This is a genomic window from Lentimicrobiaceae bacterium, from assembly GCA_028697555.1.
GTDB lineage: Bacteria > Bacteroidota > Bacteroidia > Bacteroidales > UBA4417 > UBA4417.
In genome coordinates, this window is the sequence record JAQVEX010000003.1 from 16745 (window position 1) to 42869 (window position 26125).

Below are 26125 nucleotides of genomic sequence, written 5' to 3' on the forward strand. Positions count from 1 at the left end.
TATATTATTTTTTAAAATCTTTATCGTATGCTTTTTTAAGACTATTAAGAGCTTTTTTCAGATGCGATTTCGGACAACCAATATTCAAACGCATAAAGCCTTCGCCTCCACTGCCGAACATAATTCCAGTATTGAGTCCCATATCGGCTTTTTTCAAAAAGAAATGATTTAATCTTTTGTCGCTTAAATTAAGCTCTCGACAGTCTAACCACATTAAAAAAGTAGATTCGGGGATTACAGGTTTTATTTTTGGCGTATATTCCGACATAAATTCTACAACATAATCGACGTTTTTTTGCAGGTAACTCATCAAATCATCAACATATTGGTAGCCATTCTTGTACGCCTCTTTAAGAGCTACATTGCCAAAAATATTTCCGTTGGAAATATGATATTTTTGAATTTGATTTTCAAATTTACTTCTTAGCTCAGGATTAGGAATAACATAAACCGAAGAAGCCAATCCCGACACATTAAAAGTTTTGCTCGGTGCGGTAAACATAACTGTTTGTTGCGCAACCTCTTCCGATAAAGTGAGAATAGGTGTATACTTATATTTTTTGTAAACCAAATCGCAGTGAATATCGTCCGACACAATGATTACATTGTATTTGAGAGCTATATCAGTCATTTTGGTCAGTTCTTCAACAGTCCATACGTTCCCTCCAGGGTTGTGCGGATTTGACAGAATAAAAAGTTTAACACCTTGTTTAATCTGCTCTTCAAAGTCATCGAAATCTATTTGAAGTCTGCTGCCGTCAAAATTGAGTTTACTTTGCACCAAGACTCTGTTATGGTCGGTTACTGCGTTAAAAAACGGGAAATAAACCGGCGGCTGAACCAAAATTTTGTCTCCTTCGTTTGTATAAGCAAGTACAGCAATATTAACAGCCGGAACGACTCCAGGCGTGAATCCGACAGTGGTTGAGCAAATTTCTAACTGATGCCTATTTTTAAACCACGAAATAAAAGAATCGAAATGATTGGGATTTCTGTAATCGTAACCAAAAACCGAGTGTTTAACTCTGTCTTTCAATGCTTTGGTTATAAAATTAGGGGTTTTAAAATCCATATCGGCGACCCACATAGCGTATTTGGCATCGTGTCCCAAAACTTGCTTCATAGCATCGTATTTCAAGCTACCGCTACCACGACGATTAATTACTTTATCGAAATTATTTTTTACATTTTTCATGTAACAAAATTAATCTAATTCAAATAAACTTACGAAATTTGCAGACGAATTTATTATTAAAAATTAAAAAAACACTAAAACACAATGGCACACTTCAAAGAAAAGGTGTTCTCAAAAAGCTGGTTTATCAGTTATTCGCTCATAGTCATCGGTGCTTTTATTTTGGCATCAGGTTTTGTCTTTTTTATTACACCTTATAAAATAGTACCCGGCGGTTCTTACGGTATATCAATTGTTATACATCACGTAACAAAAGGTGTATTTTCGTGGGCTCCCAACGGTTTGCCTGTCGGTATGATGGCTCTTATGATTGACATTCCGCTAACCATCATTGGGGTAAGGGTTTTAGGTCCAAGATTTGGAATTAAAACTGTAGTAGGATTTGTTTGTACGGCAATATTTGTCGATACTCTCACATTTTTCTACGGAGAAAGTCCATTGGTGGAAGGTGACGCTTTGCTTTCGTCTATTTTTGGCGGATTGCTGATAGGGATTGGCTTAGGAATTATTTTTAAAAGTAAAGCTACTTCGGGCGGAACGGATATTGTGGCTATGATTTTGGCAAAATATTCAAAACTGACTGTAGGTCAATTGCTTATTTATGTCGATTCGGTTATTGTTCTATTAGGATTGGTTGTTTTTGCCGATTGGAAAATTCCGCTTTACTCGTTGGTTGTTATTTTTATTACAGGTAAAACTATTGATATTGTGAGCGAAGGAACAAACTTCGACCGTACTATGTTTATTATATCGAAAGAGTCGGAACTTATTCGCAACTTTATTATTGAAAAGTTGGAACGCGGTGGGACTTATATTCCCGGAACAGGTATGTACCAAGGCGATGAAAGAACGATAATATTTGTTGTTGTTAACCGCAGAGAAATGGCTTTGTTGGAAGAATACATACACAGCGTTGACCCCGAAGCGTTTATTACCATAATTGAAGCAAGCGAAATATACGGCGACGGCTTTAGGTCGCTTACAAAAAAACTATCAGATTAACATTACACACGAATAATTTTAAAAAATGGAAATAAAAAACTTACGCAAAGAAATACCTTTTTCGAAGAGATGGTTTAAATCGTACTCCTACATAACTATTGGCACTTTGTTGGTTTCGATGGGATACGTGCTGTTTTTAAGTCCGCACAAGATAATACCAGGCGGAATTTATGGTATATCCATTATGCTGCACCACCTGTTTAACACTCCTATTGGTATGGTTTCATTGGCTTTCAATATTCCTTTAACACTAATAGGAACAAAAATATTAGGGCCCAGGTTTGGAGCCAAAACCGTAGTTGCTTTCGTACTTACAGGTATTTTTACCGATATTATATCAATGATAAGTGGTAATGTTGCTTTGGTTCCCGATGATACATTAGTTTCGGGTTTATTCGGTGGACTTTTCGTGGGCGTTGGAGTGGCTTTTACATTTAAAGCCAAAGCCACAAGTGGCGGAACCGACGTTGTTGCTATGATTTTGCAAAAGTACACACGTCTGCCAATAGGACAATTAATGATGTCGGTTGATGCCGTTATTGTTTTTATAAGCACTATTGTTTTCAAAGATTGGACTTTACCCTTGTACAGTTTTATTTCCATTTTTGTTATAGGTAGAGTTATAGATGCTGTTATGCACGGATTTTCGTACGATAAAACTTTGTTTATCATTTCCGATAAGCATCAGGAAATACGCGACAGCATTATAGGTGATTTGGGACGTGGTGGTACTTTCTTGATTGGTGAAGGTATGTATAAATACAAATCGAAAAAAATAATTTTTACCGTTGTTAACCCTAAGGAGTTGTACATGCTTCAAGAGTTTATTCACCGAATAGACCCTAATGCTTTTATAGCAGTACTTGATGCTAGCGAAATTTTAGGAAAAGGCTTTAAGAATTTAGAAGATAAGTTGGACGAGAAGTAGTGGGTGCGGGTTAGTTTTGAGTTTTGAGTTTTGAGTTCCGAGTTCTGAGTTCCGAGTTCCGAGTTCCGAGTCTCCAAACTCAATACTCTCGACTCAAAACTGACAACTCACCGACCACCGACCACCAACCACCAATCACCCAAAATTATTCCTCCAACAGCTTCCACAAGTGGTTTTTAAGCTCGGTTAAGCCTTTTTTGTGATGTGATGAAATAAAAACTGTAGTAATATCCTTTGGTAATTCTTTTTTCAGCATCTCTATCAGTTCGTCGTCTAACAAATCTGATTTGCTTACGGCAAGCATCCTTTTCTTATGTACAAGTTCAGGATTGTACATTTGCAATTCGTTTAAAAGAATTTTGTATTCCTTTTTTATACTTTTCGAATCGGCGGCTATGATGAATAATAATACCGAATTACGTTCAACGTGCCTTAAAAACCTGTGTCCCAAACCTTTGCCTTCGTGAGCTCCTTCAATAATACCGGGAATATCTGCCATAATAAACGATTTATAATCGTAGTAAGAAACTATACCCAAATTTGGTCGCAGTGTAGTAAAAGGATAATCGCCTATTTCGGGTTTTGCTGCCGAAATGGTACTCAACAAAGTTGATTTACCGGCATTTGGGAAACCAACCAAACCCACGTCGGCTAATAGTTTTAGCTCGAAAATAACCCATGCCTCGCTACCCGACTCTCCCGGCTGTGCGTATCGTGGAGCTTGATTTGTTGACGATTTAAAATTTATATTTCCAAGTCCGCCTTTGCCGCCTTTAACAACTATGTGCTCTTCGTTGTCTTCAACAACTTCGCAAATAGCTTCGCCTGTTTCGGAATCTCTAATTACCGTTCCTAATGGAACTTTAATAACAACATCGTCGCCATCGGCTCCGGTTTTATTGTTTCCCGAGCCGCCAACTCCGTTTCCGGCATGCAAATGTTTGGTATATTTTAAATGTAGCAATGTCCACAGTTGAGCATCTCCTCTGACAATAATATGACCTCCGCGACCGCCGTCGCCGCCGTCGGGACCTCCCTTAGGAATTCCTCTTGCTCTGTAAAAATGAGTCGAACCGCTACCGCCATTACCGGAACGGACGTATATTTTTACGTAATCAACAAAGTTCGATAAAGCCATACTATTCTATTTTCTCCTATCTGATTTTTAAAATTGCCTTGCCTACCTTAGCCGAAATACGATTAAAAATTTCCGCTTTTTCTCCCGTTGCATCAACAAGAACATGCTTACCTCTTTTTTTGTACAAATCCATAACAGGAGCCGTTTTGGTTTGGTACTCTTCGAGACGACCAATTATAAGTCCTGTAGATTTGTCGTAAGGACGTCCTTTTTCGGAACGACCTCTCTTGTCTAATCGCTTAATGAGCTCGATTGTAGGTGCTGTCATTTCGATAACAAACGAAACATTCATGTTCATCTTTCGCAACAACCCGTCTAAAATGTAAGACTGCAATATTGTACGCGGAAATCCTTTAAAAACAAATCCGTTGACATCGCTATGAAGTTTTATCTCACGTTCTATAATTCTTATAACTATCTCATCAGGAACAAGCTCACCTTGTTCTAATTTTGGTTTAATTACTTCACTCAATTTGGTGTTCATTTCAACCTCTTTGCGTAGCAATGAACCTGTAGAAATATAGTATAAGTTATATTTCTGAGCAATAAGCCTACCCTGCGTTCCTTTACCAACACCCGGAGGTCCCGAAAGCACCAAATTGAACCATACTTTTTGAAGTGCTTCATCAATAGCTTTTTGAAGCTTTTTAAAAATATCGGGTATATGCCCAACTCCATTTATTGCCTGATATAAATTTCTTTCCTTGTAATATTCTTTAACAGGAGCTGTTTTTTGATGATACTCTTGAAGTCGGAACTGAATTACCTCTTCGTTATCGTCGCTCCTTCCGGACACTTTTCCTCTTTCAATAAGACGGCGGGTAAGCTCTTCGTCGGGAACTTCCAGACTTAACATACAAGTTAGAGTTGTGTTAAGTTTTAACAACAATCCGTCGAGTATGTACGCTTGTACTAAAGTTCTTGGAAAGCCATCGAAAAGAAATCCGTTTTTGTCGGGATTGGTTATTATTCGTTTTTCAATAAGTTCAACCATAATATCGTCGGAAACGAGATTTCCTTTGGCTATCAGGTCATCAACCTGCTTTCCCAACTCAGTTCCTTCTTTAATTTCTTGACGTAACAAGTCGCCGGTTGAAATATATGCAAGGTTATACTTCTCAATAAGCAACTTTGACTGTGTTCCTTTTCCTGCTCCCGGAGGTCCGAATATAGCTATATTTAACATTTACCTTAAGGTTTATTAATATTTATTACTTGTTTTCTTTTTTATAAATATGTGGGTAATTTCTGCCGTAGCCGTCTAAATCTAACCCATAGCCAACAATAAAATCGTTGGGTATCTCAAAGCCCACATAATCGACAGGGAAACGATTGTTAAATGAATCGGGCTTTAGTAAAAGTGTTGCTATTCTGACACTTTTAGGATTATGTTCATGCAATCTTGAAATAAAAAATTCAAGCGTTAAGCCTGTGTCAACAATGTCTTCTACAATAATAACATCTTTGCCGTTTATATCAATATCTAGACCAAAAACTTCCCTAACTTTTCCCGAACTTTCTAATTTATCATATGAAGACAGTTTTACAAATGCCAATTGACAATGACCCGAAAATCTTTTTACCAAATCGGATGCAAACATAAAAGAACCGTTAAGTATTACTATAAAAATCGGATCCTTGTCTTTGTACTCGGAATTTATTGTATAGCTTATCTGATTAATTTTTTCAACTATATCAGTTTCTTCTATATACTTCTTAAAGTCAATCCCGTCAATACTTATTTGATTAGGCATAAAATTCTATCATTTAATTGCAAAAATGCAAAGTTAGAATTTTATTTAAATTTATTCCTGTCATTTCTAAATAAGTATGACAAATTTCATGTTTTTTGCTGATTACTTACTTGTTTTCAAGCATTTTCATCTTTATCATTTACTTTTTTGTTGTGTTTAAAGGATAAAGCTTTTGCGTGTTGCGGGGTACGAGTTGCGGGTTAGTTTTGTCCCGAAATTTCGGGACAAAACTGACAACTCACCGACCACCAACCACCAACGACCGATCACTCATCACTAATCACCAAAAGCTAACGGCTAACGGCTAACGGCTAACAGCCAAAAGCTAATAATTCAAAATAACTTTCAATAACTTTGATAAAACACGCAAATATTATACTTTTGAAAAAAATTAAAAAGATGAAAGCAATTGTAAGTATAATTATGGGTAGCACCAGCGACCTAAAAGTAATGGAACAAGCAGCAAAGCTATTTGATGAATTTGAAATTCCTTTTGAAATAAATGCTTTATCGGCTCACCGCACACCACAAGAAGTTGAAAAGTTTGCAAGCACAGCAGAAGAAAGGGGTATAAAAGTAATAATAGCTGCTGCAGGAATGGCGGCTCACTTGCCCGGAGTTATTGCTGCATATACTACGCTGCCTGTTATTGGTGTGCCTATAAATGCCTCTCTCTACGGTATTGACGCTTTGTTGGCTATTGTCCAAATGCCTCCAGGAATACCTGTTGCAACCGTAGGTATTAACGCTGCTACAAATGCAGGACTATTAGCTATACAAATTTTAGCTTTGAGTGACGAAAAAATTAACGAAAAGCTAAAACTGTACAAAAGCAATTTGAAACAAAAAATTGTGAATGCTAATAATGAATTATCAAAGTTAGATTATAAATATAAAGTGTAGCTAAGCCCTGATAACTTTCAATTCTTGGTAATTATCATAAAGCCGTCACCAATAGGTAGCATGATATTGTTAATATCGCTGCGATTTTGCACGTAATTATTGAATTTGGTAACAGCCATTGTGTCTTTATCGGCTATGTTATCAACTGTTCGCAAATACCACAACACATTATCGACTATTATTATTCCGTTGTCGCTTAATTTTGGCAATATCAAATCTACTATCGAGCAATAACTTTCTTTGTTAATATCGACGTAAACAATATCGAAACTGTAATTCAAGGTTTTGATAACATCTTCCGCATTACCTTTTATATATTCGATTTTATCGTCCAAACCTGCTTTCTTAAAGTATTTCAATGCTATTTGCGAAGTCTCGTCGTTGTAATCAACAGTGAAGAGTTTGCCGTTTTCTTGAAGACCTTGAGCCAAACACAGAGCCGAATATCCGGTAAACGTACCCAAATCTAAAACAAACTTAGGTCTGATTACTTTGCTCAAAAACTGCAATACTCTACCTTGATGTGGCAATGTAATCATTTGCGGATAAGCCGTTTTTAAGTTTGTTTCTCTGTACAGCTCTTGAAGCAAAGGCAAATCCTTGCCCGAGTACTTTTCGGCATACTCATCAACTTGCCAATACAACTTTTGCGGATTCGGAATTTTAACCATAACTATTTCAACTACTTATAAATAAGAACACTTAATTTATCATCGTCCAAAACCTGATTGGCAACATCGATAATATCGTTTGATGTTACATTATCAATTTTTTCGCAAATTTCATCAAAAGTATCAACCTTATCGAATACTGCATACGACTTTACCATACTCAAAATTTCAGCTTGCGACGATTCTATAGCTAACGCCAATTGACCTTTCATCTGCTTTTTCGCCATACTAATTTTTTGAGCCGATAGCCTATTGTCTCTCAATTTTTTAAATTCTTTTCTAACTATTGATATAGCCTTGTCGGTATTAATACTATCGGTTCCCAAATAAAAAGAAAAACTTCCGGTATCGCAATATGCATTGTAATTAGCCTCCAAGTTGTAGGCTATGCCGTTTCTTTCTCTTAAAGCTAAAGCTAATATTGAGTTCATGGCTGGACCACCCAACATATTGGTTAGTAAACTCAAAGTTACTCTATTTTCGTCGTGCAAGCTGTACGTAACATTGCCAATAACAATATGGTTTTGATGACGCGATTTATTCTTTATAACCGTTTGCGGAACATAATTTAAAACAGATTCGGCTTTGATAATTTCCGACCTCCTATTATTATTGCCGAAACACTTGTGTACCGTGTTTTGCAACTGTTTCATACTTTTTCCGCTAATAGTAGCTATTACCAAATTATTAACCGCGTAATAAGTGTTATAATAATCGACAATATCAGCCTGACTTATTTTTTTCACTGTTGATACTTTGCCCAAAATATTAGAGCCCAACGGGTGGTTTTTGAAAAGAACTTCATCAAATGCATCGATAATATTGTCGGCAGGACTATCTTTATACGAATTTATTTCGTCGATAACTACATTTTTTTCTTTTTCAATTTCTTTTGCCGGAAAAACCGAATTGAAAAGCACATCGCTGATTAGTTCGGCAGCTCTCAAAAAATATTCAGTCAGAAAGGAAGCATAAATAGTTGTATCTTCTTTTGTTGTATACGCATTCAAGTCAGCTCCAACACTTTCTAACCTGTTTAGCACCTGTACATTGTTGCGTTTACTCGTTCCCTTAAATAATACATGCTCAATAAGGTGCGATATTCCCGAAAGAGAACTGCTTTCATACCTTGAACCGACCTTAACCAAAACAGCAATATGACTAAGTTTTGAGTCCTTCTGCAAATGAATCCATTTTAAACCGTTAGGCAAAACCTGATACTGATAGCTCATAATTATTCTTCCACAAGGTTAAACGCTTTCGGATAGGTATCGTCGGTAAAAATCCAAAACAAAGGTTTGTTGCCTCTAAAAGTGCCATCTTCGTTGTATATTTCAACAACAGGACAAATACCTTTAACTTTTTTATCTATCTGCAATGTTTTTTTGTCGAAATACCACTCCTCCAAAAATCTAATTTTAGTTATGTCCTGAACCGAAATTTCCTTAATCAAAACGGTGTCAACCAACTCGTATGGCGGTTGAGCCGACATTACGCTAATAGTATCAACACGGCGAATTATGGTTTTTACGTCTTCGGCAGATAACTGTCTGTACGAAAAAATGTCGTGAGCAACAACATTCCCGTCGGTAACTTGCTTGAAAATATGTTTAACAAATTCCTCTCTTTTTATTCCTTCTATATTGTTTATCCACCAATAGGAGTCGGCACTTACATCACATATAGGAACATCGTACTGAATACGCTTTGTTAGCTCATCGCCCACCTTATTCTTATCCGATTTGCAAGAAACAATCAGCGTTAAGCATAATGCAAACAGCGAAAATACAACAAGACCTACTTTAATATTAATTCTATTCATATGTCTTTATTTATGATATTTCTGATTTAATATTTTGTAAAAATAATAATTGTGCAAAACTACTCTAAAAATGCTTGTCAATATTTTTCAACTTTTCGATAAAACCTTGAAGTGGTGGCAGATGCAATGAGAAATGAGCAATGTACAGTTAACCCCGAAGTTTCGGGGCTAATTACTAATTGTTAATTATTGATTCCCACGTACCCCATTCAATATTAGGGCTTTAAAGTCTAATCTTATAAAACATCTATCATTTTTTTACAATTATGCATTCAAGTTCTGAGTTTTTAGTTAAATTTGCAAAATAAATACAAGAAAATCTAACGAGTATTCGTTTAATATTGAAAAAGTATTAATTTAGCACGCTTTAAAACAGGAGGTCTATTACTGTAAAAATGACAAACAAATCATATCTAATAATACTGTTGGTAACGACTGTAATGTTTATAGCGGGTAAGGATTCGTACTCACAGCAAGACCCCCACTTTACGCATTACATGTTCAATAGGTCGATATATAATCCTGCAAATTTTGGTCTCTCCGATGGCATTTCGGTTGTTGGAGTTTTTCGCAATCAATGGTTAGGATTTAAAGACCCTGAGGGAAATATTGTTTCTCCTGTTACCGTAGAAGCAACTGCCGATGCTCCGATAAGGATTTTGCACGGTGGCATAGGCTTTGGAGTTATGCAAGATAAATTAGGTTTTACCTCCAATTTAGATGTGAAGCTAGGATATGCCTTTCACGCGTACATAGGCAATAATTTGTTGAGCATAGGAGCAAACGTCGACCTTAACAATGTAAGCCACGATAATTCTAAATACATTACCACCGATAACGAACCTGTTAACTTAGGTGGTAACGATAAAGGCGCTGTTGTTACCGATATGGCTGTCGGATTAATATTTAAAAATCCTAAGTACTACATTTCGCTATCATCAAACAAGGTTTTGGAAACAAAAAAAGAGTTGGAAGGACAAAGTTCCATTGCCCTGCAGAACAGAAGGCATTATTATGCTAACGTTGGTTACAACTTTACATTACCAGCCTACCCCAACTTTGTATTTATGCCAACAGCCTTAATATACAGCGATGGAAAAGTTTTTCAAACAAATTTTATGGCAATGGCAAAATATAATAATAAAATTTGGGGCGGAGTTGGGTATCGTTTTCAAGATGCAATAAACCTTATTATAGGAACAGAATTTAACGACATAGAAATAGGTTACGCTTTTGACATACCTATTAGTGGGCTTGGGATAAGGACATTTGGGTCGCACGAAATAATGATGAGATATTTATTTAAAATAGAAAGGCAAAAAACTAATACAGGATACAGAAATACAAGATTTTTATAATATTTTTTGTATCTTATAAAATAAAAAAAATATAAACTCGTTATAAGAAAGACTAAACTAAATCAGACCAACGCAAACACAATAAATTTAAGTTTTTTGCGTTGTAAAAAAACTAACTAAGAATTAAATTTTTCATGATGAAGAAGCTAATATTCGTTTTATTAATAGGTATAGCTGCTTATAGCTGTAAAAACAATGGCAACGGCGAATTAATAGGAGTACAAAACAGAGGTAAATTTTTCCAACCCGATCCCTACGGAATGGCATACGTGCCAATGGGTAGCTATGCACAAGGTGCAGGCGAAGAAGATGCTTTTTATTCTTTTCAAAATATGCCTCGTACCATAACCGTATCGGCTTTTTATATGGACGAAACGGAAATTACAAACAATGAGTATAGGCAATTTGTGTACTACGTTCGCGATTCTATTGCAAGAACATTGCTTGGCGAAATCAATCCCGAAGAATTCCTAATCTCAGAAAACAAAAAAACAGGCGAAATCTACGACCCGCCATACCTTAATTGGGAAACAAAAATTGATTTAAGAAATCAGGAGGTAGTTGAAGCTCTCGAACCATTGTACGTTCCCGAAAATGAAAGGTATTTCAGAAAAAAAGAAATTGACGCCAGAAAATTATTCTACGAATACTATTTTGTAGATCTATTAGCAGCTTCAAAGAAAAACTTTAAGGAAACAAGCGACCCCAAAAATGCCAACTTTGCTAATAGGCATCAAGGTATGAGAGACCGTTCGGTTTACGTTCGTAAAGAAGTTATAAACGTTTATCCCGATACTTTATCTTGGCTACACGACTACTCGTATAGCTACAACGACCCTATTGCAAAGATGTACTTTTCGCATCCGGGCTACGATCATTATCCGGTTGTGGGAGTTAGTTGGAAACAAGCCAACGCATTTTGCGTATGGAGAACACGCCTGCTAGAAACGGGTATGAAAAACAGAAAAAAAGGTGCTATGCCTGCAGAGTTCCGTTTACCAACCGAGGCAGAATGGGAATGGGCAGCCAGAGGTGGAAACACATTCAGCCCTTACCCTTGGGGAGGACCTTATACACGTAACGATAAAGGCTGTTTCTTGGCTAACTTTAAACCACTTAGAGGTAATTACGTCGACGATGGAGGAGCCAGAACAATTATAGTTGCACACTATCCGGCTAACGATTTCGGACTTTACGATATGGCAGGCAACGTTGCTGAATGGTGCGTTGATGCATACGACGAATCGGCTACACAATTTACTTGGGATATGAACCCAACGTACCAGTACAATGCCAAAGAAGACGACCCTGCAATACTTAAAAGAAAAGTAATCAGAGGCGGCTCATGGAAAGATATTGCTTATTATCTGCAAGTTAACACCAGATCGTACGAATACCAAGATTCTGCCAAATGCTACATAGGTTTCCGTTGCGTACAAGACTTCATTGGACGTCAGAAAAACGATAACCCCGCAAAGGCATCAAGAATATACTAATAGAAAATAATCACAAATTAATAATTAATAAATAATCAACAATTAAACATAACTAAAATGGGACTACAAAGTATTGTAACAAGTAAAGGATATAAACTTTTCATGGCTAAGCTCTACGGGATAGGAGCTGCAGTAGCTATTACAGGAGCACTTTTTAAAATTGTACACTTACCGGGAGCAAATATTATGCTTATAGCCGGTCTTTCGGCGGAGGCTATAATATTCTTTTTCTCTGCGTTCGAACCACCTTACGTTGAACCAGACTGGTCTCTGGTGTACCCGGAATTAGCAGGTATGTACGAACACATGCGTCCCACCAAAAAAGAAAAAAAAGTCAAGGATAAAGATAAAAAACAAGTAACTGCTCCAGGTGTAGCAAAAACGCCAACACAGGAACTTGACGATATGCTTACACAAGCCAAGATAGGACCGGAACTTATCGAAAGTTTAGGAGAAGGCATGAGAAGAATGAGCGAAAATGTTAGCAAAATGTCAAATGTTACCGATTCGGCAATTACATCCGACACCTTTGTCAGAAATGTAACCGAAGCAAGTAAATCGGCTAGCGAGCTTTCAAAATCGTACCAAAATATGGGTAGAGTGTTAGATGAAGATGCAAAAGTTACAGGAGAATTTTCTAATAGCATTAAATCGGCTGCAAGTACTGCAAGCAACTTAGCTCAAACATACGAAGAAGTTTCGGGTGCTATTAAAAAGGAAATTAATGTAGCACAAACATTTTCAAACACAATGTCGGAAGCAGCAAATTCGGCAAATAATTTAGTACAAAAATATAATGAGTCCGCTGAATTGTTATCGAAATCAGCTGATATACTTAATTTTAGTGCTTCCGATAGTAAAAACTACAACGAACAGCTACAAAAAATTTCAAACAACCTTGCAACGTTGAACAATATATATGAAATGCAAGTTAAGTCTGTTACATCTCAAGTTGATTCCAGCAAAGAACTTACTAACTCAGTAAGTAACTTCCTTTCAACTCTTGAAACTTCAGCCAAAAACATGGATAACTATCAAAAAGAACTTAGTGCACTTACTCAAAGAGTTGCGGCTCTTAACCAAGTGTACGGTAATATGTTATCGGCAATGAACTTCAATCCAAAAAACTAACAACTAATACTTGAAAATTTAACAAATGGCTGCATATAAGGAAACACCCAGACAAAAGATGATAGCAATGTTGTATCTTATACTCACTGCTATGTTGGCTCTTAATGTCTCCGTTGAACTATTGAACGCGTTTTTGATTGTCAACGAAACTATTGCCAAAACAAATGAGACTTTCGATGCAAAAACGGGAGAACTTTATACAAGATTTGAAAAATATAACTCCGATAATCCTGAAAAAGTAACCCCTTTCTGGAATAAGGCTTTAGAAGCAAAAGCTTTATCCAAAGAACTTAAAGATTATGTTAATGAAACAAAATACGAACTTATCTCCATTGCTGAAGGAATTACAAAAGAAGAAGCTAAAACTATTGCTCTTCGCGATATTAAGAAGAAAGATAAGTACGACACACCTACCAGATTTTTTATTGGCAACTCTAATGACGGTTCTGCCGGTAAAGCCGGAGAAATGAGAAAGAAAATTGAAAAGTACAAAGAAGATATTATGAACTTGGTAGAGCCCGAAAAGAGAGGTATGATAAAAATTGGTTTGGATACAGAAGGTCCATTCTACGACGCAGGCAGAACACAACAAAATTGGGAAATGTATAATTTTTATCATACCATATTGGCTGCCGACGTTGCTATATTAAACAACATTGTAGGCGAAATTCAAAATATCGAATATGACGTTGTAAACCACCTTATGGCTGAAATTGGAGCATCGGACTTTAAAATTGACCAAATAGGTGCTACGGTTGTTCCTAAGAGTCAGTACGTTTTCCAAGGCGAAAACTACGAAGCTGAAGTGTTTGTTACCGCTATGGATACCAAACAAAGCTTTTCGGCTAACATAGGTGGTGTAAGTCGTTCGAGTGAAAATGGAGTTATTAAAATCTCCCTTCCTTCAACTTCGCCCGGACCTAAAAAAGTAACCGGAACCGTGTTTTTCAAAAAACCCGACGGAACCGACGTTACTGCTCCCGTTGAATTTGATTATATCGTCGCTCCTCCTTCATTAGCCGTTTCGGCAACCAAAATGAATGTATTTTACGTAGGTGTTGACAATCCTGTAACAATTTCGGCAGGCGGTGTTTCTCCCGATCAAATTACCGCTACTACTAACAACGGTCAGATTGTTAGAAGCGGAAGCGACTGGATAGTCAGACCAGCAACAGCAGGAGCTTCAAAAATAACTGTAAATGCCCAACTTGACGGTAGAGTGAAGAGTATGGGTAGCGTTGATTATAGGGTAAAATATGTGCCAAGTCCAACTGCAATGATAGCTAACATTAATGAAGGTGCTATAACTAAGGACAGACTTATTGCCGCACGAGCTATTATCCCTAAAATGCCCGACGATTTTGAATTCGATTTATATTTCGTTATTACTTCTTTCAATTTTTCAGGAAATAGAAGGGGAGACATTATTGACTTGCCAAGTAAAGGCAATACTCTAACTCCTGAGATGATTGACTTTATTAGAAATGCCAGAACTAGAGAACAAATTACGATCAACGATATTCAAGCCAAAGGTCCCGATGGCAGAACCAGAAGACTTACTCCAATTGTTCTAACTATACAATAAAATTAAAAAATAAAGATTTGTAATAATATTACTAATTTTAAAATTAATAATAAAACAACAAACAATGAAACAAATAATCATAATATTGGCAGCTGTACTATGCATAACTATAAGTAGTTATTCGCAGGCTATATTAAATACTCCTCCATTAGATGGAGTAATAGATAAAACGGAACGTTTCGAAAAAGAACCTGTGCCTTATGCTTATGTTCGCACATCTGACTATGTATGGGAACGCCGTATATGGAGAACCATTGACTTCAAAGAAAAAATGAATCAAGTAATGTACTATCCCGAAGTGCCACACAACAATTGGCGTAACTTTATAACCGTCATTATGGACGCTCTTCGTGAAGGAACACTTACCGCATACGATGCTACATCTGCAACAGACGAGTTTACAACTCCTTTAAGCTACAAAGAACTTATGGAGAGAACCGACCGTACGCAAACTGTACAGCTTCAAAGAAACTATCCTCCATACGACTACTACGATACGGTTTTGGTTGAAAAATTCAATCCTTCGCATGTTAAATCACTACGTATTAAAGAAGATTGGTATTTCGACAAACAACGTTCCATGCTTGAAGTCAGAATTATAGGTCTTTGTCCGGTAGTCGACCGCTTTAATGAAGACGGCTCATATAGAGGTCCTTCGCCAATGTTTTGGATAAACTTTGCCGAAGCCAGACCAGTTCTTGCCAAAGCCGAAGTGTTTAACAGATTTAACGGTGCCGCTCGTATGTCGTACGATGAGTTTTTCTGGAAAAGAATGTTTTCAAGCTACATTACTAAAGTTGATAACCAGTACGACAGAAGTATTGCCGAATACGCTACAGGTATGGATGCTGTGCTTGAATCGCAAAGAATTAAAGATGAATTGCTCAACTTTGAGCAAAACTTGTGGGAATACTAATCAATTTCCTGCAATCTAACTTAAAAAACCGTTTTTATAACGGTTTTTTTTATTCTAATTTTATAACTTTGCCATTAGTTTTAGATGTAAATAATAATGCAAGTAGATTTATTAGATACTCCTATTGAATACCTTAAAGGAATTGGTCCTAAAAGGGGTAAAATACTGAGAGATGAATTGAATATCAGTACATACTACGATTTGTTGCATTATTTTCCATTCAGGCATGTTGACAAAAGCAAATTTTATAAAATAAACGAAATCCAATCCGACAACGTTTATATTCAACTGAAAGCTAAGGTAATAAAAACTGAAACCATAGGTGTTGGCAGAAAAATGCGACTTGTAGTTACGGTTGAAGACGACACCGGAAGCATTGAACTGATTTGGTTTGCAGGTATAAGATGGGTTAAAGATAAGTTTAAAATAAACTCCGAATGGGTAATTTTTGGAAAACCCACTTATTTTAAAGGAGTGTACAACATCGCTCACCCCGAAATGGAACCTGTGAGTGAGTTCTCATTAATAAATATAGACCCTCTACAGCCAATATACTACACTTCCGAAAAAATGAAGCAACACGGCTTGGGTACAAAGCAACTAGCTAAACTAACTAAAACCCTAATCGACCAAGTTTATGCAGTAATAGGCGAAAATCTTAACAAAGACATAATAAATCGTTATAAATTTTTATCACGAAGAGATAGTCTGAAAGAAATTCACTATCCTAAAAACGAAAGAAATCTTGACAAAGCAAAAGAAAGTCTGATTTTTGAAGAACTTTTCTTTCTTCAACTCAATATCTTAAGCTACAAACATCAACGAAGCGTAAGCATAAAAGGCTTTACTTTTTCTGTTGTCGGCGATAATTTCAATTATTTTTACAGCAACCTCCTACCCTTTAAGCTAACTAATGCTCAAAAAAGAGTGATAAAAGAAATTAGAGCCGATATGCGCTCGGGTAAACAAATGAACCGACTTTTGCAAGGCGATGTCGGTAGCGGCAAAACCTTAGTCGCTCTTATGTGTATGCTTATAGCCGTCGATAATAACTTTCAGTCTTGCCTTATGGCTCCTACCGAAATTCTTGCAAACCAACACTACAACACTATCAGCAAAATGCTAGGCGATATGAATATAAATGTTGGATTACTAACGGGAAGTAGTACGGCTTCGGAAAGAAAGAAACTACATGAAGAGTTGCAAGACGGTAGCCTACATATTATTATAGGAACACACGCACTTATTGAAGATATTGTTCAATTCAAAAACTTGGGATTTGTGGTAATAGACGAACAGCACAGGTTTGGCGTAGAACAAAGGGCAAAACTATGGAAAAAGTCGATTACTCCGCCTCACGTGCTTGTTATGACTGCCACTCCTATTCCACGTACTTTGGCAATGACACTTTACGGCGATTTAGATGTTTCGGTTATTGACGAATTGCCACCTGGCAGATTGCCAATAAAAACAATTGCAGCTTTTGAAAAAGACAGACAAAAGGTTTTCAGGTTTGTGAAAAAGAATATTGACGAAAAAAGGCAAGCATATATTGTTTATCCTATAATTGAAGAATCTGAAACCCTCGATTTGCGCAGTTTGTACGAAGAATTTGAAAACATAAAACAAATTTTTCCTTCGCCTAAATATTCAATAGATATGCTTCACGGCAAAATGAAACCAGCCGAAAAAGATGAAGCAATGCTAAAGTTTAAAAATGGCGAAACCGATATCATGGTCGCTACTACTGTTGTTGAAGTTGGAGTTGACGTACCTAATGCAAACATAATGGTAATTGAAAATGCCGAGCGTTTCGGACTTTCGCAATTGCATCAGCTCAGAGGCAGAGTTGGAAGAGGCAAGTACCAATCGTATTGTATACTGATATCCGATTATAGTAAACTTAGTAGCGAAGGACGCACTCGTATTCAAACCATGGTCAACTCAAACGACGGCTTTGAAATAGCAGATGTGGACTTACGTTTGAGAGGTCCGGGCGACCTTGAAGGAACAGCTCAGAGTGGAATTTTGGAACTGAAAATCGCTAATTTAGTTAGAGATGAAAGAATGTTAGTTGTTGCTAAAAATGAAGCCGACAGAGTTCTGCTATACGAAAACGGACTCAATAATCCCGAAAATATCAATATTTTAAAGCATTTTCTACTTCTAAAGAAAAAACAAAAATCTTTCTCGCAAATCAGTTAAAACAAATAAAACAATAATTTATGAAACCACTTAAAACCATTTCAGGACACATAGTCGATATTGAAAACCGTAATATTTACGATGGTATTCTTCATATTTCCGGCGATAGAATAGAAAAAATCACCAAATCCGATGACGTAAGCGATCAATATATTTTGCCCGGCTTCATCGATTCGCACATACATATTGAAAGCTCAATGCTTGTCCCTTCCGAATTTGCTAAAATTGCAGTTACTCATGGTACAATCGGAGCCGTCTGCGACCCACACGAAATTGCAAATGTTAACGGCGTAAAAGGAGTTGAATTTATGATTGAAAACGGAAAAACCGTACCGTTTCATTTTTTCAACGGTGCTCCATCTTCCGTTCCTACCACAAGTTTTGAAACAAACGGAGCTAAATTAGGTGTTGCCGAAATAGACGAACTTTTAAGCAATAAGGACATCTACCATTTGTCGGAAATGATGAACGTGCCAGGCGTTGTTTTCAACGACGAAACCGTATCGGCAATAATCGACTTAGCAAAAAAATACAATAAACCTATTGATGGTCATGCTCCGGGCATATCTTCCGAAAACTTAAAATTGTACGCCAAAGCAGGTATTAGCACCGACCACGAGTGCTCAACAATAGATGAAGCTATAGAAAAAATTAATAGTGGCATGAACATTTTAATTCGTGAAGGTAGCGCTGCCAGAAATTTTGATGCTCTTGTTCCCTTATTTGATAAATATCCCGAAAAATTAATGTTTTGTAGCGACGATAAGCACCCCGACGACCTTGTGAAAGGACACATAAATTTATTGGTTAAAAGGGCTGTAAAATTGAATTACAACCTATTTGATGTGCTCGCAGCCGCCTGTATTAACCCCGTAAAACATTATAACCTTAATACCGGATTTGTAAAAACTAATGATAAGGCTAACTTCATTGTAGTTAACAATTTGTCCGATTTTGATATTATAAAAACTGTCATAAATGGAAATATCGTTGCCGAAAGCAATGTTTCTTTAATTGAAACAAAACCGCCTACAATTATTAATAAATTCAACATATCTGAGATTACAGTTGATGAAATTGCTGTAGAATATTCGGGTAACGAAAGCATAAATGTAATTGAAGCCATTGATGGTGAGTTATTTACAAACAAAATACTTGTAAAACCAACTGTTAAGGACAATAAAATCGTTCAAAATATTGATGACGACATACTAAAACTTGTTGTTGTCAATAGATACAACAAAGCCAAGCCTGCCGTAGCCTTTATCAAAGGTTTTAACTTGCAATCGGGAGCTATTGCATCTACGGTTGCTCACGACAGCCATAATATTATTGCTGTTGGCACAAACGACAATGACATTACGACAGCAATAAACGCAATAATAGAAACCAAAGGCGGAATTTGTTGCAGCAAAGACGGAAAAACCGATATACTAAAACTACCCATAGCCGGACTAATGTCAGACCTTGAAGCATCGGAAGTAGCTACTCAATATCAAAACATTGATGCTAAAGCAAAACAATTGGGTAGCACGCTAAAAGCGCCGTTTATGACGCTTTCATTTATGGCGTTGTTGGTTATACCCGAAATCAAACTAAGCGATAAGGGTTTATTCGACGGTTGCAAGTTTGAGTTTATAAGCCTATAATTCTGTTGCCAATCTATACTTTTCAGCAATAGACTCAGCGGTTTTTCTCATCTCTTCATCCGTTAATTTTACTTTTTCTTTACTAAAGTTCATATCTTCAACCTTAGAAATAGGGATAAGATGTATATGAGAATGGGGAACGTCTAGACCAACAACAGCCACGCCTACTCTTTCGCATGGTATTGTTAATTTAATTGCTTTTGCAACTTTTTTAGCAAAATCCCAATAAGCGCGATAAAGATCTTCGGGTAAATCGAATATATAATCGACTTCTAGTTTGGGTACCACTAAAACATGACCTCTTGCTTGCGGATTTATATCCAAAAAAGCATAAAAGTCGTCGTTTTCAGCCACCTTATACGATGGAATTTCGCCTTTTATTATTCTGGAAAATATACTAGCCATTTTATTAATGATTATATTTTATTTCAAGTACTTCTAATTTCAGTATTCCGGCAGGAACGGTAGCTTCAACCTTATCGCCAACGCTTTTGCCTAACAAACTTTTAGCTATGGGCGAGTTTACCGATATTTTTTTCTCCCTAATATTAGCTTCACTCTCCGGAACAATAGTATAAGTTACCTTACTCTTACTTGTAAGATTGTTTATTGTAACAGTTGCGAGAAGTTGCACTTTATTTGGGTCGAGCCTCGACTTATCAATTAAGCGAGCATTGCTAATTAAATCTTGCAACTGAGATATTTTATTTTCCAACATAGCCTGAGCATCCTTAGCAGCATCATATTCGGCATTTTCCGATAAATCGCCTTTATCTCTAGCCTCAGCTATCAGCTCCGAAATTGCAGGACGCTCAACAGTTATTAGGTGCTTTAATTCAGCACGCAACTTTTCTAAACCTTCTTCAGTATAAAATACTACTTTTGACATAATAAATGTAGATTAAAAAAACATAAAGACCCTGAACTAACAGGGTCTTTATATTTGGTGAACAAAAAGAGTACCAAAATGTATTTCTTCTATATTAGAAATTTAGTCTGGCAGCAATATTGTGAACTCCACCAAATGGATTAGTTGCTCTATACGAATAATCTACCGCAAATACGGAAGATTTGTCAGAATTTAAAGGAGCTTGAACAGTAATACCTGCACTAGGTCCTGTAAATACTGTCGTTCTTTTTGCATTATCTAAAATGCCATCTTCGTAGGTATATGCTCCACGTACTTGCAAGTAGTCGCTTAAGCTATACTCTAGACCTAAAACAAATTGGTCTTTACCGAAGGCATTTGAAACAAATGCTCCTGCAAATGTAATTTGGTGAATTTCAGCAAAGTCCAAAGCATAAGAACCTCCAATAAATAGCTGTGTTGGCAATTCAAACGCCGATGAACGTATGTCCATGGTAAATTGGTTAGAGTTGCCCGGTAAGAATGTTTGAATTGACAAACCGTCTCCCGTATATCTCATGGTAGGTCCAATGTTTTTAAGAGCAATACCGAACTTGATGTTTTCTTTAATACCGGTTACGTACTGAATACCGGCATCAATAGCTACACCGCTTGCGCTAAGGTTACTCATTGACTCGTTAATAATTTTAAAGTTGAAACCTCCGTATATTGAGTTAGAGAACGCTTTTGCATATGCAAGGTTAATAACCAAATATCTGGGCGAAAAGTTTCCAACTCCTCCTTCGGGAAGGTCAACTCTAGTAATAGGTATATCTCCAAAATTCATTGTCATAATAGAGGCACCCAAAACGCTTCCAGGTCCAACGCGTTGTGCTATACCAATATTATATATACCTATTTCAGCTCCTTTCAACCATTGTGTATGGTTGAAAGAAACTTCAGTACCCGGAGTAAAAGCCAAACCTGCAACGTTTGAAAACAAACTTTCCAAACCAAAGGCACAAGCCACGTTGGCTCCATTCCAGCCCGAACTTTTTGCCCACGGGTTTATCAATAACTGGGAAGCTCCAGCTTCTCCAGACCTGTCTTTATTTCCAGCCTGCATATAACCCGGTAACAACAAGGCTGCAACGACTGTAATTATAACTATTTTATTTAAAATCTTTTTCATCTGTCTTTAATTTTGTTTGTTACGAATTAAAATGCATTTAAGTCAATTTGACGTGGCGAACCGAAGAATTTAACAACTTTTTCGCCTTGTGGTGATTTAACATATATAATGTAAATACCTCCTGCAACAGGAATACCGGCATAGTTTGTCAAATCCCAATCGACTGAACTGATAGTTGGGTCGTCTTTAGAAAACTTACGTATTAAGTTACCACCTGTATTGTATATCGAAATATCGCAAGTTGGAGGTAGGTTAACAATTTTTACGCGTTTATCTAATTGGTCGGTTTCGTATTGGTTATAACCGTAATACGGATTAGGTACAACTGCTATTTTATCCAAGTCATTTTCGGCTTTTGCTACATCGTTATATTCTGTTGCAACATTCTCGGTTGTAAACTTATACATGGGCCAATAATCGTTATCAGCATGCGCTCCAGCCATTGGAACTGAGAAGTAGCGTTCGTACGGTTTTTGTACTCTTATCTGGATTTTTAAGTCGCAGTTTAGCCACTCTCCGGTTTGAGGAGTACTGTAAGGTACAGCTACCCACATAGCATTTGAAAGCTGTTGTGCTCTGAATTGACGAGCAAGTACAGGTATAGCAGGTCTTGTAATTTGTTTAACAAAGTGTGCACAACCATCATAAGCCGGATGGTCGAATACACTTGCAGGATGTATTGGAGATGTTATACCTAATTTTGCTTTTTTGCCTGTATATGTGGACATGACGTAAATATAGTGTCTTCCACCTATTGGGAAATCAACCGGAGCATATTCGTAGTCTAATCTCAACGGAGCCGGATTAAAGAGCAAGTCAGCTCCATTTTCTTCCGGATAACGAGAGTCTTCTCCGAAAACAATGTTCAAACGTTCACCTGTTTCAACATTGATAGCGTATCCCGGGAACCAGCTCATACCATATGGGTGGATAAAGTCGGAGTTAAGTGCTGGATCAGAACTTACAACAGCTGTATCACCATTTTGATTTAATGAGCGATGTGCACGAAGTTCAAATTGCTCAACTTTTCCTTGCGATTGATTTTTGGCTCTCGACAACTCAACAACGGCACAACGTGTCCATTTTGATTTATCAGGAGTAAATACTATATCAACACTTGACAACTGAGTATTTATGAATTGATTACGCATTGCATCACTTTGAACACTGTATGAAGGAGCTATATATCCATCACTTTGTGCAAAAATCATAGGTGACCACCTGCCTTCCAAAACTTGCTCGTAAATTCCTTGAGGATCGAAAAAGTTGCCTATAGCTTTCCAGTCCCAATTCTTAATCATACCTGCTCTAATCCAGTCGAAAAGCTCATGACCGTCAATATCCGGAACAAAATCAATATATGGTTTTGTCGGGTCTTCAAATTCCATAGTTGCACCAAGGAATCCGTTGTTTTCCAATTGAGGTTCTCTGGTATAAACATAATCATAACCTGTTAAGTTACCTGCGGTATCATAGTCCGGTCTTATCTCAACATTTGTAACGTACAAGCCAAAGTATAGACTTTGTTGAATGTTGATAGAAAGACCTAAGTCTAAGAATAATTGTTCGTTTTTAACAACTGTACTTGTATCCGAATGGTACACTTTTCCAGTTGATAAGTCGGTCAATGTCCATGTGCCAACAGGCATTAACGTATCTTTATTTTGGAATTTATATACAACGTCATGCATAGGATCGAACTTAACAACATATTCAGCATTTTTAACATTAAGCGGGTCGATAACTTTAACATCTATAGGTCCTCTACCTTCTTTATACTTTAAATTGTAAGCAATTGGATATGTGTCCATACCTAAGGTGTTATTGGTTGAATCCATCATTGGTTTCGACAAAATTTCTTCAATCGAAGATTCGTCTAATTCAAGATAATTTCCACCATTTCCTTGACCTGCAATACGAGTAATAACTACACCATCACCATATTCTGCTTTAGGCGAAAGCAATCCCACAGTTTGATGAGGAATACCTGTATAAACTCTGATGTTTTTTCTACCAGCCAAATAAGGTAGCATCTGACCATCCAACATGTCAGGATCTAGTGGATTATAGGGTTTGTAGTTATTATATGCATAAGCTAATGCCAAATAGTAGTATTGTTTGTGATTAACAAGAGCTTCGTTAGTAAACGCGTCTTTTGTAATCTTAACTGAGTGAACAATACCTTTATTTTCGCCTCTAACTTCTTGGTAAGCTTCATTACTGTTAAGGTCGGCATTGTAATAATAGTTTATGATAGAAGAAACGTCGTTTTTAAGGTCGCATTGGAATACCGGACGAGCTTTATCAACGTCTTTAATATCGGCAACTGTAACAGTAGCATCTCTAAGTTGGAAAATTTGATAACCTTCGAAACGATATAGCGAGTCCCAAGAAACTGATGGGTCAGGTGCCTGGATACGAGGATCGTATTCTACGTATTTTTCATTAAAGTTATTTCCATCGTCAGGAGTTCTGCGGTTAGAAATGTAAATAATGATAGCTTTGTCTAATTCTCTTAAAGTTAAGTCGGGAGCATTTGGTCCGGTGATAACTTTAAAACAGTTGTCGAACAATTGCTGACATTTATCGTCAACAACTTGCAGTTTTCTTACCGAAGCCATTGGTCCTCCACTTGTTGCTCTTGCCCAAGGAATACCAACGGTAATGTAGTTAACTGCACCTGGTCTTAGAGTAAATGGTCCTGCCGACTGCATGAAACGACGGTCGCCTGGAGGGTTACCGCTACTTTCTTCAGTCCAATCTTTAGGTCCGTTGGGTTGCAAACCACCTGTTCCCCAGTCGCAAATATCGGTATTTCCAGGGAACATAAAGTCGCAAACAGGTCCGTATGTACCACCCTGACCCGGATAAGCTGTTCCACCATACTCCATTCTTTTACCATCTTTCCAGCGTCCTGTCAAGTAGTTATAGTAGTCTTTTGCATAATGAGGGTCACCTTGGTTTCCTGACTCGTTGTTGTGATAAACAAATCTTCTCATACCAAAACGTTCGTCATCAATAATTCCGTTTCCAAAGTTAACACCGTTAATTGCACATGCATTAACTAAGGTTAAAACAGAGTCGCCGGGCGACTGGTTAAGAGCAACCATTTGGAGTGTAGAGTCGTACTCAACTATAGCACAACTTCCAAAAAAGGTTGGACCTTCGTCGTAGCTGTACGGATTGAATGAAGGGTTGTCGTAACCGTCGGGGTCAAGATAAGGACCTTGGAAGAAGTCAACACCGACTGCCGGTGGATTTTCTCCGTATGTCCATACTTGATTATTACCGTCAACAGGACGACCGTTGTAGCAATATCCCAAACCTCTGATAACATCGCAACCAACATAGTCGTCGTAAGCGAAACCTAACTCAGAGTCAACCCATTGCGAGAAGTAGGTATTATTTAAGGTATATGTAGAACGGTTAATAATTTCGTATGAGTAGAAAGTCATATCGTTAATTTCGTCGTTGGTGCTGAAAGCAAAAGCCTGAGCTCTGATTTCCAAGCCTATAGGCTGTCCACCGGTTTCTGAGTGAACGTCGCCTTTATCATTGAACACCCACCACAAAGTTCCGTCACCTTTCAACACTTGGTCAACCAAAATACCATTACCCTCCATTGTAGGAATATTGGTGTGGCACAACTCGTTTGTCAAGTCGTAGTACGGATAATCTCCATCTTCCCATTTGTATTCTCCGTCTCCGTTTACGTCTTTAAAAGGAGCTAAATATCTGGGTTGGTGTAGATTTTCTTTTCCGTGTGCCGGATAGTCTCTAATTGATTCAGGCACTTGATAAGTTGGGTATGCTGACGGATTTTGGTTATAAGCCAAAAATTCATCTACTTCAGCACGAGATATCGAGAATATTTTATCGTACTCTTCGCAAACTTCTCTGGTAATAGAAGCAGGGTTATCGCCACTAACCGTGAGCGGTCCGGGGAAGTAGTCGATACCAACTTGGCGGAAACGTTGTGCAGCAAGTTTTAGCTGTCCTTGGTTGTCAAGACCTCCAATCCACAATGCTGCAGCAAACATACTGGTTTTTTTCGAACCCTTTGGAATTTCGTATTGTCCAATTTCGAAGTCCCACCACATGTCGCCGCTGGTGTTGATACGTGTTCTTACGTTGTTAATTTCGAGCCACTTAAAGTTAGCACCCGCCTTACATCCTGCGGCTGTGGCTTTTATTTGAGCAGGCGAACTTTTTTCGTATCTGTATCTTTCGGCTTGTACTTCAGACGAAAACAAGAATAAAAACCCGACTGCTAATAAGCTTAAAAGTATTTTTTTCATTTGTATCATATTTTTTTCAGTTATACTCTTTTTAA

Annotated in this window: 21 protein-coding genes and 1 pseudogene; 10 read left to right on the plus strand and 12 right to left on the minus strand. The window is 37.3% G+C overall.

Features of this window, described 5'->3' with window-relative positions; all coding sequences use genetic code 11:
* Window positions 1-4: 4 nt before the first annotated feature.
* Entirely contained in the window at window positions 5-1195 is a 1191-nt protein-coding gene (locus PHP31_00730) for a PatB family C-S lyase (protein ID MDD3737805.1), read from the minus strand.
* Between the two features lie 84 nt (window positions 1196-1279).
* Here PHP31_00730 and PHP31_00735 point away from each other — a divergent pair, with 84 nt between their 5' ends.
* Both PHP31_00735 and PHP31_00740 read left to right on the plus strand, forming a co-directional pair.
* The gene (locus PHP31_00735; protein MDD3737806.1) at window positions 1280-2197 is read left to right on the plus strand and encodes a YitT family protein; all 918 of its coding nucleotides are present in this window, start codon (window positions 1280-1282) and stop codon (window positions 2195-2197) included.
* A gap of 25 nt (window positions 2198-2222) precedes the next feature.
* Complete coding sequence (locus PHP31_00740; GenBank protein ID MDD3737807.1) at window positions 2223-3125, plus strand: YitT family protein; 903 nt, start codon at window positions 2223-2225, stop codon at window positions 3123-3125.
* A 145-nt stretch (window positions 3126-3270) separates the two neighbouring features.
* On the opposite strand, the gene obgE is transcribed toward PHP31_00740, so the two are convergent.
* The 4 genes and pseudogenes from obgE to hpt form a co-directional block, all read right to left on the minus strand.
* Window positions 3271-4263, minus strand: a complete 993-nt coding sequence (gene obgE, locus PHP31_00745; protein MDD3737808.1) for a GTPase ObgE — start codon at window positions 4261-4263, stop codon at window positions 3271-3273.
* A 16-nt stretch (window positions 4264-4279) separates the two neighbouring features.
* The gene (locus PHP31_00750; GenBank protein MDD3737809.1) at window positions 4280-4858 is read right to left on the minus strand and encodes a nucleoside monophosphate kinase; all 579 of its coding nucleotides are present in this window, start codon (window positions 4856-4858) and stop codon (window positions 4280-4282) included.
* Between the two features lie 30 nt (window positions 4859-4888).
* Window positions 4889-5449 (minus strand): annotated as a pseudogene (locus PHP31_00755) (adenylate kinase).
* Between the two features lie 25 nt (window positions 5450-5474).
* Window positions 5475-6017 (minus strand): hypoxanthine phosphoribosyltransferase, encoded by a 543-nt coding sequence (gene hpt, locus PHP31_00760; protein MDD3737810.1) that lies wholly within the window; start codon window positions 6015-6017, stop codon window positions 5475-5477.
* 399 nt (window positions 6018-6416) lie between these two features.
* On the opposite strand from hpt, the gene purE reads away from it, so the two are divergent.
* Window positions 6417-6920, plus strand: a complete 504-nt coding sequence (gene purE, locus PHP31_00765; protein MDD3737811.1) for a 5-(carboxyamino)imidazole ribonucleotide mutase — start codon at window positions 6417-6419, stop codon at window positions 6918-6920.
* A 17-nt stretch (window positions 6921-6937) separates the two neighbouring features.
* Here the strand turns inward: purE and PHP31_00770 are convergent, their stop codons facing one another.
* Genes PHP31_00770 through PHP31_00780 form a run of 3 tightly spaced genes read right to left on the minus strand, consistent with a single transcriptional unit; the run spans window position 6938 to window position 9413 of the window.
* Complete coding sequence (locus PHP31_00770; protein ID MDD3737812.1) at window positions 6938-7591, minus strand: O-methyltransferase; 654 nt, start codon at window positions 7589-7591, stop codon at window positions 6938-6940.
* An 11-nt stretch (window positions 7592-7602) separates the two neighbouring features.
* Window positions 7603-8823: a pitrilysin family protein gene (locus tag PHP31_00775; protein ID MDD3737813.1), complete on the minus strand. Its 1221-nt coding sequence runs from the start codon at window positions 8821-8823 to the stop codon at window positions 7603-7605.
* Between the two features lie 2 nt (window positions 8824-8825).
* Window positions 8826-9413, minus strand: coding sequence for a hypothetical protein (locus PHP31_00780; protein ID MDD3737814.1), 588 nt, complete (start codon window positions 9411-9413; stop codon window positions 8826-8828).
* Between the two features lie 395 nt (window positions 9414-9808).
* Between PHP31_00780 and PHP31_00785 the strand changes: the two genes are divergently transcribed.
* The 7 genes from PHP31_00785 (at window position 9809) to ade (ending at window position 19753) form a co-directional block, all read left to right on the plus strand.
* The gene (locus tag PHP31_00785) at window positions 9809-10771 is read left to right on the plus strand and encodes a PorP/SprF family type IX secretion system membrane protein (protein MDD3737815.1); all 963 of its coding nucleotides are present in this window, start codon (window positions 9809-9811) and stop codon (window positions 10769-10771) included.
* Between the two features lie 134 nt (window positions 10772-10905).
* Entirely contained in the window at window positions 10906-12267 is a 1362-nt protein-coding gene (locus PHP31_00790) for an SUMF1/EgtB/PvdO family nonheme iron enzyme (protein ID MDD3737816.1), read from the plus strand.
* Between the two features lie 57 nt (window positions 12268-12324).
* The gene (gldL, locus tag PHP31_00795; GenBank protein MDD3737817.1) at window positions 12325-13398 is read left to right on the plus strand and encodes a gliding motility protein GldL; all 1074 of its coding nucleotides are present in this window, start codon (window positions 12325-12327) and stop codon (window positions 13396-13398) included.
* Between the two features lie 25 nt (window positions 13399-13423).
* Window positions 13424-14983 (plus strand): gliding motility protein GldM, encoded by a 1560-nt coding sequence (gene gldM, locus PHP31_00800; protein ID MDD3737818.1) that lies wholly within the window; start codon window positions 13424-13426, stop codon window positions 14981-14983.
* A 64-nt stretch (window positions 14984-15047) separates the two neighbouring features.
* On the plus strand, window positions 15048-15899 hold the full coding sequence (gene gldN, locus PHP31_00805; GenBank protein ID MDD3737819.1) for a gliding motility protein GldN: 852 nt from the start codon (window positions 15048-15050) through the stop codon (window positions 15897-15899).
* A gap of 96 nt (window positions 15900-15995) precedes the next feature.
* Entirely contained in the window at window positions 15996-18104 is a 2109-nt protein-coding gene (gene recG, locus PHP31_00810) for an ATP-dependent DNA helicase RecG (protein ID MDD3737820.1), read from the plus strand.
* A gap of 20 nt (window positions 18105-18124) precedes the next feature.
* On the plus strand, window positions 18125-19753 hold the full coding sequence (ade, locus tag PHP31_00815) for an adenine deaminase (protein ID MDD3737821.1): 1629 nt from the start codon (window positions 18125-18127) through the stop codon (window positions 19751-19753).
* On the opposite strand, the gene PHP31_00820 is transcribed toward ade, so the two are convergent.
* The 4 genes from PHP31_00820 to PHP31_00835 form a co-directional block, all read right to left on the minus strand.
* Window positions 19748-20158 carry an HIT family protein gene (locus tag PHP31_00820; GenBank protein ID MDD3737822.1) on the minus strand — a complete coding sequence of 137 codons (411 nt, stop codon included), beginning with the start codon at window positions 20156-20158 and terminating at the stop codon, window positions 19748-19750. The two genes, ade and PHP31_00820, sit on opposite strands and share 6 nt — an antisense overlap.
* Before the next feature lie 4 nt (window positions 20159-20162).
* Window positions 20163-20642, minus strand: a complete 480-nt coding sequence (gene greA, locus PHP31_00825) for a transcription elongation factor GreA (protein MDD3737823.1) — start codon at window positions 20640-20642, stop codon at window positions 20163-20165.
* 94 nt (window positions 20643-20736) lie between these two features.
* Entirely contained in the window at window positions 20737-21792 is a 1056-nt protein-coding gene (locus PHP31_00830; protein MDD3737824.1) for a PorV/PorQ family protein, read from the minus strand.
* 26 nt (window positions 21793-21818) lie between these two features.
* Window positions 21819-26090 carry a hypothetical protein gene (locus PHP31_00835; protein MDD3737825.1) on the minus strand — a complete coding sequence of 1424 codons (4272 nt, stop codon included), beginning with the start codon at window positions 26088-26090 and terminating at the stop codon, window positions 21819-21821.
* Window positions 26091-26125: the final 35 nt, after the last annotated feature.

What these genes read in the sequence shown, in the direction of transcription:
- PHP31_00730 (MDD3737805.1), bottom strand. Translation starts at nt 1,195, where the DNA reads ATGAAAAATGTAAAAAATAATTTCGATAAAGTAATTAATCGTCGTGGT.
- PHP31_00735 (MDD3737806.1), top strand. Translation starts at nt 1,280, where the DNA reads ATGGCACACTTCAAAGAAAAGGTGTTCTCAAAAAGCTGGTTTATCAGT.
- PHP31_00740 (MDD3737807.1), top strand. Translation starts at nt 2,223, where the DNA reads ATGGAAATAAAAAACTTACGCAAAGAAATACCTTTTTCGAAGAGATGG.
- obgE (MDD3737808.1), bottom strand. Translation starts at nt 4,263, where the DNA reads ATGGCTTTATCGAACTTTGTTGATTACGTAAAAATATACGTCCGTTCC.
- hpt (MDD3737810.1), bottom strand. Translation starts at nt 6,017, where the DNA reads ATGCCTAATCAAATAAGTATTGACGGGATTGACTTTAAGAAGTATATA.
- purE (MDD3737811.1), top strand. Translation starts at nt 6,417, where the DNA reads ATGAAAGCAATTGTAAGTATAATTATGGGTAGCACCAGCGACCTAAAA.
- PHP31_00770 (MDD3737812.1), bottom strand. Translation starts at nt 7,591, where the DNA reads ATGGTTAAAATTCCGAATCCGCAAAAGTTGTATTGGCAAGTTGATGAG.
- PHP31_00775 (MDD3737813.1), bottom strand. Translation starts at nt 8,823, where the DNA reads ATGAGCTATCAGTATCAGGTTTTGCCTAACGGTTTAAAATGGATTCAT.
- PHP31_00780 (MDD3737814.1), bottom strand. Translation starts at nt 9,413, where the DNA reads ATGAATAGAATTAATATTAAAGTAGGTCTTGTTGTATTTTCGCTGTTT.
- PHP31_00785 (MDD3737815.1), top strand. Translation starts at nt 9,809, where the DNA reads ATGACAAACAAATCATATCTAATAATACTGTTGGTAACGACTGTAATG.
- PHP31_00790 (MDD3737816.1), top strand. Translation starts at nt 10,906, where the DNA reads ATGATGAAGAAGCTAATATTCGTTTTATTAATAGGTATAGCTGCTTAT.
- gldL (MDD3737817.1), top strand. Translation starts at nt 12,325, where the DNA reads ATGGGACTACAAAGTATTGTAACAAGTAAAGGATATAAACTTTTCATG.
- gldM (MDD3737818.1), top strand. Translation starts at nt 13,424, where the DNA reads ATGGCTGCATATAAGGAAACACCCAGACAAAAGATGATAGCAATGTTG.
- gldN (MDD3737819.1), top strand. Translation starts at nt 15,048, where the DNA reads ATGAAACAAATAATCATAATATTGGCAGCTGTACTATGCATAACTATA.
- recG (MDD3737820.1), top strand. Translation starts at nt 15,996, where the DNA reads ATGCAAGTAGATTTATTAGATACTCCTATTGAATACCTTAAAGGAATT.
- ade (MDD3737821.1), top strand. Translation starts at nt 18,125, where the DNA reads ATGAAACCACTTAAAACCATTTCAGGACACATAGTCGATATTGAAAAC.
- PHP31_00820 (MDD3737822.1), bottom strand. Translation starts at nt 20,158, where the DNA reads ATGGCTAGTATATTTTCCAGAATAATAAAAGGCGAAATTCCATCGTAT.
- greA (MDD3737823.1), bottom strand. Translation starts at nt 20,642, where the DNA reads ATGTCAAAAGTAGTATTTTATACTGAAGAAGGTTTAGAAAAGTTGCGT.
- PHP31_00830 (MDD3737824.1), bottom strand. Translation starts at nt 21,792, where the DNA reads ATGAAAAAGATTTTAAATAAAATAGTTATAATTACAGTCGTTGCAGCC.
- PHP31_00835 (MDD3737825.1), bottom strand. Translation starts at nt 26,090, where the DNA reads ATGAAAAAAATACTTTTAAGCTTATTAGCAGTCGGGTTTTTATTCTTG.